At 35.0% G+C, this 13,303-nt stretch carries 7 protein-coding genes and 1 pseudogene; 5 read left to right on the top strand and 3 right to left on the bottom strand.

The features are described 5' to 3' along the window. Positions 1-73: 73 nt before the first annotated feature. From Q0975_RS20445 to Q0975_RS20430, 4 genes are all read left to right on the top strand, one after another. The gene (locus Q0975_RS20445; protein WP_299440110.1) at positions 74-3,094 is read left to right on the top strand and encodes a T9SS type A sorting domain-containing protein; all 3,021 of its coding nucleotides are present in this window, start codon (positions 74-76) and stop codon (positions 3,092-3,094) included. A 206-nt stretch (positions 3,095-3,300) separates the two neighbouring features. Further along, positions 3,301-4,806, top strand: a complete 1,506-nt coding sequence (locus tag Q0975_RS20440) for a tail fiber domain-containing protein (protein ID WP_299440108.1) — start codon at positions 3,301-3,303, stop codon at positions 4,804-4,806. A 352-nt stretch (positions 4,807-5,158) separates the two neighbouring features. Then, a complete protein-coding gene (locus tag Q0975_RS20435; RefSeq protein ID WP_299440106.1) occupies positions 5,159-9,601 on the top strand; it encodes a VCBS repeat-containing protein in 4,443 nt (1,480 codons plus the stop codon). Beyond that, complete coding sequence (locus tag Q0975_RS20430) at positions 9,582-9,800, top strand: hypothetical protein (protein WP_299440104.1); 219 nt, start codon at positions 9,582-9,584, stop codon at positions 9,798-9,800. Before Q0975_RS20435 ends, Q0975_RS20430 begins: the two co-directional genes overlap by 20 nt. A gap of 173 nt (positions 9,801-9,973) precedes the next feature. On the opposite strand, the gene Q0975_RS20425 is transcribed toward Q0975_RS20430, so the two are convergent. Together Q0975_RS20425 and Q0975_RS20420 are read right to left on the bottom strand one after the other, a co-directional pair. Next, the gene (locus Q0975_RS20425; RefSeq protein ID WP_299440102.1) at positions 9,974-11,353 is read right to left on the bottom strand and encodes a PIN-like domain-containing protein; all 1,380 of its coding nucleotides are present in this window, start codon (positions 11,351-11,353) and stop codon (positions 9,974-9,976) included. Positions 11,354-11,383: 30 nt separating this feature from the next. Then, entirely contained in the window at positions 11,384-12,268 is an 885-nt protein-coding gene (locus Q0975_RS20420; RefSeq protein WP_299440100.1) for a hypothetical protein, read from the bottom strand. Positions 12,269-12,595: 327 nt separating this feature from the next. Here Q0975_RS20420 and Q0975_RS20415 point away from each other — a divergent pair. Beyond that, positions 12,596-12,742: pseudogene (locus Q0975_RS20415) on the top strand (helix-turn-helix transcriptional regulator); the annotation flags it as partial. On the opposite strand, the gene Q0975_RS20410 reads toward Q0975_RS20415, so the two are convergent. After that, entirely contained in the window at positions 12,739-13,158 is a 420-nt protein-coding gene (locus tag Q0975_RS20410) for a hypothetical protein (RefSeq protein ID WP_299440098.1), read from the bottom strand. The pseudogene Q0975_RS20415 and the gene Q0975_RS20410 overlap by 4 nt on opposite strands. Between the last annotated feature and the right edge of the window lie 145 nt (positions 13,159-13,303).

Here is a 13,303-nt window from a genome sequence, read left to right as displayed (position 1 = left end):
AATACAAATAACAAAGGATAATCATTCAATGAATTACTATAAACTAAATAGAAACTTTTAAACCCCTTTCATTATGAAAAAACTATTATTATCATTAGCAACAATTCTGATCACTGTATACGGTTCGTATGCTCAGTGTGGTCCAGGCGAAGATACTACAGCTCCCGTATTTGTCGGTGCGGGTGATGGAACGTTGGCCAATCCATTTGTCAATTTATTGGCGTCTACCGTAGGGAGTGTTCCCAGTGGTACGTATTATTTCAATTTTAATGGAAGCACCTTTCAAGGAGCACTAGACAATGACACAGATGGTGGTGGTTGGTTAATGGTACTGAACTATGTACATTTAGCCGGAGACAACTCTGTATTACAAGTACGTAATACAGATTTACCTTTATTGGGCTCCTCTACCTTAGGTGATAATGAAGCCGCAACTGCCAATTGGGGACACATGGGGAATCAGTTAGCAGCTGCCATCGATTTTGAAGAAATGCGATTTTATGGAGAGACAACCGGGCATACGCGAATCATCGATTTTAGAACGAGCTACACCAATGCCATAAGCTATGTAAAAACAGGAAATGGCTCTTTTAGTGGTATCAACAATGTCACTAATTTTACAGCGTTAACCAATCATACAGCTAATATACCTGCCAATGCACCTAATACGTTCTCTAGTCAAGGGGATTTAGCCTTAACAGAATTTCCTTTTTGGAGAGGTGGGCAGTTTCATTGGGGAATCCGTGGATTAGGAAATCGATGGGAAGTAGATGATCAAGCTAATAATACGCAAAGCACTATTCACAGAATGTGGGTACGTGGGGATCTCTCTCCGGCAGGAACTACAAGTATTAGCCGTAATTTAGATACTTCTGGTAATCTTACCATTACTCCTGCAGATTTTGGATTAGGTTTTACCGATAATTGTGTGAATGTCAACCAAAGCTTAAGTCAAACTGATTTTACCTGCGCTGATATAGGGACTAATGCCATACAAGTGATTGCTACAGACGATGAAGGAAATAGCACGCCAGTAGATGTAACAGTAATTATTGAAGACGCAGCTCCAGTAATTACTTCAGATAATTCGATTACTTTAAACATAGATAGTATGAATCCTACCGCTTCTGTTACTTTGGCGGCTTTGAATGCAAGTGCTGCAGACGATTGTGGATTACAAAGTTTTGAGATTACAGGTCAAGCCGATTTTAGTTGTGCAGATATAACTACGGGGCCACCTAATATAGTTACGCTGACTGCAATTGATAATATGGGACAAACTACTACAACTCAAGTATCAGTTTTTGTAAATGATGCAGAGAATCCTACAGGACAATGTGTAGCCCCTTTTACTGTCGAGTTGAATGCTACAGGTAATACAACTATTACAGATGTAGACGTGATTACAAACGTTATGGATAATTGTAGTATTAATAGTATAAATTTAAGCCAATCTAATTTTACCTGTGCAGATATAGGAGATAATATAATAACCGTTACCGTTACCGATTTAAGTGGAAATATTTTCTCTTGTAACACAACCGTAACCATCGCAGCACCTTCTTGTCCGGGTAATCAAACGCTTGAGGTAGATGCAGATGCATGTGGAGCGGTATATAATTATCCATGTGCTAGCAATATTACAGCTGGTCCGGCAAGCGGAACCTTATTAGCTGAAGGAACAACCACTACGTTTACGTATGATATTCCTGATGGAATCGGTGGTACTACCTCTTGTAACTATACGGTTACTGTAGAGGATACACAAGGCCCAACTTTTACCGCACAAGATCAGACCTTGGCGTTAGACGTGTCGGGTATGGCCTCATTAACAGCAAATGACTTGTTAGGTCCTGATCCGTTTGCCAGTGATTATACGGTAGATATGACAGGTAGTTTAGACAGAGTAGACATTAGTATGACTGGAACAGAGGTTGTTCTTAATGATGATGAGGTTACTTCGGCCTTACCAATAGGATTTACATTTGCATTCTACGGCAATCTTTATACAGAATTTTATATTTCATCCAATGGCTTTCTGACCTTTACAGCTAATAGTTCAGACGGATGTTGTAACGGACAATCACTTCCAGATGCTACTGTTAATGAACCAAGCAATTTAATTGCTTTTGACTGGAATGATATCAATCCCGAAGATGGAGGAACCATGCGTTATGAAACCATAGGAACCGCTCCTAATCGTATCCTGATTATGGACTGGGATAGTGTAACACATATTGATGATGTAAATGATATCACTACCACCCAGGTGAAATTATTTGAAAATACAAATCGTATTGAAATACATACTACCAATATTCCACAAACTACCGATGATAAAACACAAGGATTGGAAAATATGGATGGTACTGCTGCGGTTATTGTACCAGGTCGTAATGCTGCGCAATGGGGTGCTACCAATGATGTGGTTGCTTTTAACCCAGTACGTATTGTAACCGATGGATGTGGCGTCGATACCTTAGTAGCATCTCAAACGGACTTTGATTGTACCAATTTGGGTGCAAATATCGTAACCCTTACCGCTACAGATCTTAATGGTAATGTTTCTATGCAAAATGCAACAGTAACGATTACCACGACAGATACTACAGCACCTGTTATTACTTTGACAGGAGATAATCCGCAAGAAATTGTACAAGGAACTGCATATTCAGAATTAGGAGCAACTGCAGATGATGGATCTATGGTAGTGATCGATGCTTCTTCGGTGGATACGAATACTGTAGGAACATATAGTGTAACTTATAACGCTACGGATGTATCTTGTAATGATGCAATAGAAGTGATTAGAACCGTTAATGTGGTACCATTATTAGCAATAGAAGACAATCTGTTTTCTAAAGCTATAACAGTATATCCTAATCCGACCAGCAGTACACTTTATATTGAATCCTCAGAAAATCCAATGGATACTATAGAAGTGATGGACATGAGCGGTCGTGTTATTAAACGTATAGAGCAAGATGCGGTAAGCCGTTATCAATTGAATACGTCTCATCTTGCTGGTGGTATATACTTCGTAAAAATCACCTCTGGAAATAAAGAAGCGATCAAACGAATTACAAAGAATTAATATTTCTGATACATAATAACTGATAGCCTAGTGCTCTCGGTCTAAAGATTATATTTGATAAAGAACTGCCATTGTGAGTGATACAGTGGTAGTTCATTTATTAACAATGAAATTTATTCTTTTGAATATATTTAGTTTTACTAACTAACTTATTCGAAGTTAAGTACCTTTACTAAAATACTAACCAAAAAAATAAATCTCCCCTTATGAAAACACTTCAGCTTATAACCATGTTACTACTTGTTAACATGGCATTGTCACAAACCCCTAATGCTTTTAATTACCAGGCCGCGGTCAGGGATACAAATGGCGAATTGCTTGTCAGTACTTCTATTGGTATAGAAATGATTATAAGACAGGGAGGCACTGCAGGTACAGCCTTGTATACAGAAACACATACCGCATCTACAAACACCTATGGTGTATTTAGTATTGCTGTAGGAACTGGAACGACTTCAGATAGTTTTACAGCAATAGACTGGAGTGTGAATACCTATTATATAGAAGTAGGTGTCGATATAAGTGGAGGAACTTCTTATAGCTCGATAGGAACACAACAACTGCTAAGCGTGCCATACGCTATGCACTCCAAAACAACCGAATTAGGAGATAACCTGGGAAACCATACTGCAACCCAAGACCTGAATTTAAATACTAATAATATAACAGGCGTAAGTACAACAACATCAAATACTTTCATTTCAACAGCTGCAAATGCAACCGTGAATAATACATCTCTAAACGGAGGCGAAGGTATTGTAATGCCAGGAGTTACTTCGGACTATTTAATAAGTGTACAAGACGGTAATGGTAGAGTGCAACATAAATGGAATGCTAGTCACGGAATTAATGAGACATTTATTGCAGGAAACGAAGATGCAGCGTTTATCGATATTAATGCTACTGCAAATACCGATAATGATGCCTGGATAGAATTTAAACATGCAGATGGGATATCTGCAGCTGCAGGAGATCCAATTTCTTGGAATACACAGATGATTATCAATCAAGGAGGTGAAGTTGGAATTAATGAAACCAGCCCAGATGACAAACTACATATTACAGATGCCGGAAATGGAACTCGTGTACGGTTAGAAAACACAGGTAATGGTTGGGCAGGCATGGTTGCAAAAAATGCACAGAGAGAAATATTCGTGGGAATACAAGGTGCTTTTGACGTTAACCCAGGAGAATTTCATATCTATGATAATACAGCAGGTGCCAGAAGGTTAGTTATTGATGCTGCCGGAGAAGTAGGGATTGGCAGAAATAATCCTTCTGTAAAACTAGATGTAAATGGATCAGTTAATTGTACTGGAGGAACTTGCAGTTCAGATGTAAGATGGAAAAGGAATATTACGGCACTCCCTAATGTTATCGAAAATATCAAACAAATGAGAGGTGTTTCCTATTATTGGAAAACAGAGGATTTTCCTGATCAAAACTTTACAACGGATAGGCAAATAGGATTGATTGCCCAAGAAGTGGAAAAAGTATATCCAGAATTGATAAAAACCAATAATGAAGGTTTCAAGTCCATGGATTATATGTCCCTCACCGCTGTTTTGCTAGAAGCAGTAAAAGCACAACAAGCTCAAATAGATGAATTAAAAAATAAAGTAGACGAAATCGATCAGTTAAAAGAAATGATAACAGCTATGCAAGAACAAACGCGAGAAAATAAAGTTGATCGTTCGAATATCGGGAAGTAATTTTTTAATACCTATATAGTTTTATTGAGATATTGGTTGGATCCGAAGTTCTAATTAATCGATATTAGGTGTAATGAATTACTTGTATAAATACATATTCAAAATGTAAATGGTATAACAGCTAATTTTATATGAGAATTGGTATTGAACTCTTCTGATAAAGCTTTTTATGAATAAGATAATGGTAGATATCGAAATGGTTAAGGATGGAAATCTACGTATAGGATAAGGAAGTGGTGTTTCAATAACATACATTGGGATCAATCCCTCAAAAAAATAGGGTAAATAGAAGTTTAACTGTATTACCTATGAATAGATAAATAAAGAACCCCAAAATAATGCCCCTTTTACTATGAAAAAACTACTACTATGCCTATGCTTATTAATTAGCTATTTAATTAATGCGCAAACATTTACCGAACTAGTCACTGCAAATTTAACCGATGTAACTCAAAGTGCTGTAGCATGGGGAGATTATGACAATGACGGAGATTTAGATGTATTATTAACTGGTTGGACAGGTAGTACAAGGGTTTCAAAAATATACACCAATACTGCAGGAACTTTTACTGAGCTTGCCACAGCAAATTTAACAGGAGTAAATAATAGTGCTGTAGCCTGGGGCGATTATGATAATGATGGCGATTTAGACGTATTATTGACTGGCTGGACAGGAAGCGCACCCATTTCAAAAATATATACCAATACAGCAGGGACTTTTACCGAACTCGTCACAGCAAATTTAACAGGAATAACAAATGGTGCGGTAGCCTGGGGTGATTATGATAATGATGGAGATTTAGATATCTTACTAACAGGATTTACAGGAAGTGCTACAGTTTCAAAAATATATACCAACACAGCGGGAACTTTTACCGAACTAGCTACAGCAAATTTAACTGGGGTAACAGATGGTGCAGTAGCATGGGGTGATCATGATAGTGATGGAGATTTAGATATTGTACTAACTGGCTCCGCAGGAGGTTCGCGTATTTCAAAAATATACACCAATACGGCAGGGACTTTTACTGAGCTCGCCACATCAAATTTAGCACAAGTGTCTTTTAGCTCAGTAGATTGGGGCGATTATGACAATGATGGCGATTTAGACATATTGTTAACCGGTATAGAAGGAAGCACAGCTAGCGCAAGTATTTCAAAAATATACACCAATACGGCAGGGACTTTTACCGAGCTGGCCACAGCGAACTTAACAGCAGTTAATGTGGGTGCTGCGCTTTGGGGCGATTATGACAATGATGGCGATTTGGATGTTTTATTGAATGGTTGGACTGCAAGTGGAAATATTTCAAAAATATATACCAATACAGCTGGAGCTTTTACTGAACTTGCTACAGCCAATTTACCAGGCGCTGCATTTGGTCGTTCTGCATGGGGAGATTATGATAATGACGGTGATTTAGATATACTATTAACAGGAGAATTTCCTGTAAGCTCAAAAATATTTACTAATAATACAGTTACACCTAACACAGCTCCTACTGCACCTACTACGCCAACGGCAGTAGTAAATGGAAATGAAGTGACCTTAAGTTGGACAGCCAGTACCGATGCAGAAACTCCTAGCAGTGGATTAAGTTATAATGTATATATAAAAGATGCTTCGGCAAGCTCAGCATATACCGTTGGCCCGATGGCACAAGAAAATGATGGTTGGCGTAAACTTCCTGACATAGGTAACGCGCAACAAAACACTTCATATACATGGAAACTACCTCAACAATATCACGGCGTAAATACTAACTTTACTTTTAAAGTACAGGCTATTGATCATAATTTTACGGGTTCTGCATTTTCTACCGAGGGTACTTTTACTGTGGACTTAAGACCTTTTACTGAACTTAGTACTGCAAACTTAATGGATTTGCTTAATAGTTCAGCAGCCTGGGGAGATTATGACAATGACGGAGATTTGGATGTACTTTTAATAGGGCAGGATTCACCAGTAACACTTAATGCATACTCTAAAATATATACCAATAATAACGGGATTTTTACAGAGCTTACTTCGGCTAATTTACAAGGTTTGAATTACAGTAAGGGAGCCTGGGGGGATTATGATAATGATGGGGATTTGGATGTGTTAATAACGGGTTCTATAGGGGGTTTTTCAGGAGTTACAAAAATATATACCAACACTAATGGGGTTTTTACCGAAGATACTGGTACCAATTTACCAAACTTTGTTGGTGGTTCAGTAGTCTGGGGCGATTATGATAATGATGGCGATTTAGATGTTTTAATAACAAGAGCATCTAAATCAGAAATTTACACAAATGATAATGGAGTCTTTTCAGAACTTGCTACCGCAAATTTAATAGGAGTTAGTGATAGCTTTGCCACTTGGGGCGATTATGATAATGATGGTGATTTAGATATTCTTTTAACAGGGTATACTGGGAGTGCAGATATATCAAAAATATATACGAATACTAATGGAGTTTTTACAGAACTTACTTCTGCAAATTTAACAGGGGTATCTTATAGTCATGCAGCTTGGGGCGATTATGATGACGATGGCGATTTAGATATTTTATTGACGGGGTATACTGGAAGTACTACCGTTTCAAAAATATATAACAACAATGCAGGTACTTTTACAGAATTGGTTACTGCGAATTTACCAAGACTTCAATACAGCTCAGTTGCTTGGGGCGATTATGATAATGATGGCGATTTAGATGTATTACTCTTTGGATTAAATAGTGGTGCTTCTATTACTAAGATATATACCAATACTTCAGGTGTTTTTTCCGAATTAGTTTCTGCAAGTTTAACTGGTGGATTTAATGGTAATGCTACTTGGGGTGATTATGATAATGATGGCGATTTAGATATTTTAGTATCTGGACAAGAGTCTATTGGAGTAAACTTTTCGAAAATATACACCAATAATTCGTTTACGCCTAATACGCCGCCTACAGCACCTACGAATCCTACAGCTGTAGTAAGTGAAAATGAAGTAATCCTAAGCTGGATAGCCAGTACAGATGCAGAAACGCCTAGTAATGGATTAAGTTACAATGTATATATAAAAGAAGCTTCGATAAGCTCAGCATACATCGTTAGTCCAATGGCACAGGAAAACGATGGATGGCGTAAGTTACCAGCTATTGGTAATGTAGGACAAGGTACCAGTTATGTATATAAACTTCCTGCTGCTTGTACTACGAATTATACCTTTAAAGTACAAGCTGTAGACCATAGTTTTGCAGGATCGGCTTTTTCTGCAGAAGGAAGTTTTAGTATAGTAGATACTACCAATCCCACCATAGTAACCCAAGACATTACGGTACAATTAGATGCTTTGGGAAATGCGAGCATTACTCCGGCACAGATAGACAATGGTTCTTCTGATAACTGTGGAATTCAATCCATGAGCCTGGATATCACTACATTTAACAGTACCAATGCTGGAACCAATGTAGTGACCCTAACAGTGACTGATGTCAATGGAAACTCAGATTCTAGAACTGCTACAGTAACAGTACAAAATATATTTGAAGAACTTACTACAGCAAATTTAACAGATGTTTTCCAAAGTGACTTAGCGTGGGGGGATTATGATAATGATGGAGATCTGGATCTGTTGTTAACAGGAAAAAAATCAATTTCTGTAGCCGTTGATCCTATTTCAAAAATATATACCAATAATGGAGGGACTTTCACAGAGTTAGCTTCTGCCAATTTAGAAGGAGTACAATATGGATCTTCAGAATGGGGCGATTATGATAACGATGGAGATTTAGATATACTCTTAACAGGTTTAGGTGTTGGAGATACTCCTGTAGCAAAAATATATACCAATAATGGAGGTACGTTTACTGAGCTCGGAACGGCCAATTTAACAGCAATAGCTTATGGAGATGTAGCTTGGGGAGATTATGATAATGATGGGGATTTAGACATTTTATTAACTGGTAGCACAAGCAGTTTTTCTCCTATATCAAAAATATACACCAATGATGAAGGAACTTTTACAGAACTTACTACGGCAAATTTGCCAGGATTATATAGCGGTGCTTTAGCTTGGGGCGATTATGACAATGACGGGGATTTAGATATTTTATTAACAGGATATACCGGAAGTGAAGATATCTCGAAAATTTATACCAATAATAATAATAATGGAACTTTTACAGAATTGACCTCTGCAAATTTAACAGGTGTTTCCTTTAGTTCAGTTGCATGGGGAGATTATGATAATGATGGAGATTTAGATATCTTATTGGCTGGATATACAGGAAGCACGAACGTCTCCAAAATATACACCAATACTGCAGGCAGTTTTACAGAACTGGCAACGGCAAACTTACATGGTGTACAGGAAGGTTCAGTGGCTTGGGGAGATCATGATAATGATGGAGATTTAGATATATTATTAACAGGTACAGGAGGAGGCGCTAGAACCAGAATATATACAAATACTGCCGGTAATTTTACCCATCTTGTTACTGGTAATTTAACCGATATAGCAGTTAGCAATGCGGTTTGGGGAGACTACGACAATGACGGAGATTTGGATATAGCCATGGCTGGTGTTACCACCAGCTCGTTCACTTCAAAAATATATACTAATAATGCGATTACTCCTAATACTTTACCCACGGCTCCAGCAAATCCTACAGCTGTAGTAAACGGAGATGAAGTTACCTTAAGCTGGATAGCCAGTACCGATGCAGAAACTCCAAGTAGTGGTTTAAGTTATAATGTATATATAAAAGACGCTTCGACAAGCTCAGGATACAAAGATTTTGAGAGAAAAAATAACTGAATTATTAAATGATAATTGGGGACAAATCAAAAAAGATTTCAAGCAATTAGATGCTAAAGAACGTATTGATACTTATTTTAAAATTTTAGAGTATGCGTTGCCTAAATTATCCAGACAGGAAATAAAAAATGATGGATTAGAAGAAGTCACCTATAATATTTTAGATTTGGGAAGCGGTATCGATCCCAATGCCGAGTGATATTTTTACAAACTTGTTATTTGTTTTAGGAAATACTATCGAGAGGATATATATACGGATTATGATAAACAATTAAAGAATATAACTTCAGATATACGGGCTTTTGAGTTTTTACCTTGCTTCGAGGGTGAGGGTGCTAAAGAAAATATTTCTTTTGAATATTAATTATCTATTCAATTATGTATATATTTTTCTTCACATTCGTAACAAGTTTCCGTATTTATAAATTCATTTACAAATTCTTCATTACAGGAATTGCATTTTTTTGCTCTATGGTCTTTTAAAATTATTTCGTATTCTCCGATATAATCATAATCATTACTAGTATCAACGTAAAAAACATTTCCGCAACCCCCAATACATTCTATTTTTTCATTGTAATCCGTATCTGAAATTCCTGTTGTTTGTTCACATTCATGACATTGTATGTGTAGGGTGTTGCATTTAGTACAATTGCTGGTATTAATATATGATAATTTTGATCTAGGATGTGTAATTGGATATTCGTTATTTAGTGTTTGACTAGTCCAAAAAGAAACAAAATTCCCATCTTGATCACAAGCATCACATGTATAGTGATCAGGTGGAGCGATCTCATAATGACCAATTCTTATCTTGCCTTTGGAGTCTAATGTTTTGTAAAAACTCAAAATTTCAGAATCATTCACAGTTTCTTCTATATGCTTATTTGCCATAAACAAGAATTGCGGTAAATTATACATCCAAAATTCTGTATTAGAATGGTCATAAATCTCTTTTATTAATTCCTCACGTGGACTTTTGATTCTTTTCTCAGTAGTATTCTCTAAATAACACCAATCTTCTTTTAAATCATTACAGATAAATAAAACAGGTTTTTGAGTCTTTTTTGAATATTCTAAGATTTGTTTCCAAACAATAAGATCACCAAAAATTTGAGTTCCTTGTTTATCTTTACGATCCATATAGCCTGGAGGTATAGAAAATTCATACCTATGTTTACCTTCTTTTGTTATTTTAAGTATTTCTTCAAAATTATAATTTTCCCCTACCTCAAAGTTCTTGTATATAGCTTTTTGGACATCATCATCTGATAATAAGTTGTTTATTTCTTCTTCTTGTATAGCTATTTCTGTGATAATCGATTTTTCAAATTCTTCTGATTTAATTATGAAATCCTTTAGTTGTTTCGAAAAATTATTAAATTTTTCTTTTGGTAAATGAGGATGCTTATCATCATTTTTGGTTCTATTCTTTATGCTGGAAAGACATTTGTCTGTGTTTGAAATGAAGCTATTAATTTTTTTCAATTCCTCTTTTAATGGTTTATAATTTTCAACTATTGGTTTGCAGATTGTTGTTTCACGATTTTTTAAATACTCGAACTGGACATGTGCAGGAATCCATAGTCGGTTATGAAGTTTTTTTTCTAAGAGATTGTTGAAGATTTTTTCTCTAGTTATTTTGGGTAAAAAATAAAAGTCAAGAAGAGCAGAAGAATCGAAAATAAATATAGCATTATCCCAGAGTCTTTTTTCTTTTTCTTCAGTCATTTGATATAGATCATTTCTCATATAGTTCTCTTTATAATAGATACCTTTATATTATTTTTTTTCACTTAATTGTGTTGCGAATAACCTAACAATTACAGATAATAATACTAAGAATACCGATATAAAGTGTAGACCGTAGATAATATTTGCAATTCTTGATTTAGGTTTTAGATTTCCAGTGAAAAAAGTGCTAAATGAGTACGATAAAATTTTACTATAAGTCCAATAATTATTATCTTTTTCTATACTTATCTGTTCGTTTTTAAACTCATTATTTATTTCCGTCTGATTACTGATTTGATAATTGAAAAAAGAATAAAATTTCATATCTTCTTCTTCTTCTTCTTTGAAAGGGAATAATGATATTAGTTTGCCGGCTGAATCACATACAGCAATTTTATGTATAATTTGTGTACCACTATTGATACTACCAAAGAAAACAGAATCTGTTTTATGAATCATAAGCTCATTAAAAAATAAAATATTATTACCTAGTGCAGAAATTGAAGAGTCTAAATAACTTGACTTTTCTTCAATAATTTTTTTGCAGAGTTCGGTTCGTTTGACTAATTCCGTTGGTTTGTACTTTGTATATAAGCTAAGAATTGATCTCTCTTTTTCCATGGCTGAAATTTCGGGATCAATAACAATGCTATTTATATCTTTTTTTATAACCCAAAGATATAAGCAGGGGAAGACTGTAAGGTGCAGGAATAGACAAATTGAAATTAATTTAATAATCAGCTCGTATTTTGATTTTATACTTATTCCCCATATAAATAGACAGCCTAAAAAAATAAAATAGATAGGGATAATATCTTCATAATAGTTTATATGTATAAAAAAAACTAGAATTGTAGGGATAGCAACGGAAATAGAAACTATTTGTAAGCGATATTTTTCAAAAAGTTCCTTGCTTATTTTTTTAAAGTCCATTTAATGATTTTAGAGAAAAAACTAAAAATACTAATAATTCCCCAATAGTTGAGTTGTTGCAATTTTTAAATAAAACTAATCGATTAGTAGTGTTATATTTTACCTTATTAGCTATAGGTGCTTTATTTTCAACACATACAATTATTAATAAACCATTGATCTGTTAAGTAAAGAAGAACAAAGGAAGAAATTAGAGTCAATCTTCCCATATCATATAGAATTACGAGGTGAATTAAATATTGTTTCTTATTCGAGGTGCTTTATGGTTTGATTTAAAAAGATTTACATATTAAGAAACTTCGCTCCAAATGAGACTGGAGCCAATCTGATTTGGCGCGTGCTTGTGATAAAGATCGTCAAGCTATTGAGAAAATAGAGAATGGTAAAGCGAATCCTACTGTTTATAATCTTTATCAGATATCGCAGGTTTTGGGCATCGATTTACATGAATTGGCAAATATTAATTTTTCTTAATCTTCAAATCGCTCATCAAACATTTTCCTCAATAGACCGTAGTTTCTGATAGAGTATTCCTCTTCCCTTATATAATTGTGTTCTTTAAATTTAAATTTCATTTCCAATTCGACAACGCGATTTTCAAGATGCATATAGTCAGTAACTGTTTCCATATGTAACTGAATAACTTTTGCTTTTCCATTGAAACTATAATCATAGTCTGTATTGGAAACTATTGTTTTGATCTTTTGAAACCTTAGTTCTAAATCATCTTTGATTAAAAAAGAGCATTCAATTTTCTCTAAGTCTGTCGAAGCAAAGTAATCTTCAGATTGAAAAAGTATGTGTGTGCCTAAATGGAACGAAATCTTATTATCTTTTTTTCGATAAACTTTAACTATGAAATTTGAAAGGTTGATGGTTTTATTTTGCATTAGGGAAGCTATTAGTAATAATCGATAAATATATAGCAAAGGAAAAGTATTTTAAGAATATGACTTTTTTTATTGTCATTTTATCATATAAACTAATTTTAGATTATTTGAATATTCCCCACATTTACATTATTTTGTTAATCTT

Origin of the sequence: uncultured Aquimarina sp., assembly GCF_947500065.1 — a bacterium.
Lineage (GTDB): Bacteria > Bacteroidota > Bacteroidia > Flavobacteriales > Flavobacteriaceae > Aquimarina.
This window is presented reverse-complemented; position numbering and strand designations above follow the sequence as displayed.

Coding starts and splice junctions, on each gene's coding strand:
- Q0975_RS20445 (WP_299440110.1), top strand. CDS start 74: ATGAAAAAACTATTATTATCATTAGCAACAATTCTGATCACTGTATAC.
- Q0975_RS20440 (WP_299440108.1), top strand. CDS start 3,301: ATGAAAACACTTCAGCTTATAACCATGTTACTACTTGTTAACATGGCA.
- Q0975_RS20435 (WP_299440106.1), top strand. CDS start 5,159: ATGAAAAAACTACTACTATGCCTATGCTTATTAATTAGCTATTTAATT.
- Q0975_RS20425 (WP_299440102.1), bottom strand. CDS start 11,353: ATGAGAAATGATCTATATCAAATGACTGAAGAAAAAGAAAAAAGACTC.
- Q0975_RS20420 (WP_299440100.1), bottom strand. CDS start 12,268: ATGGACTTTAAAAAAATAAGCAAGGAACTTTTTGAAAAATATCGCTTA.
- Q0975_RS20410 (WP_299440098.1), bottom strand. CDS start 13,158: ATGCAAAATAAAACCATCAACCTTTCAAATTTCATAGTTAAAGTTTAT.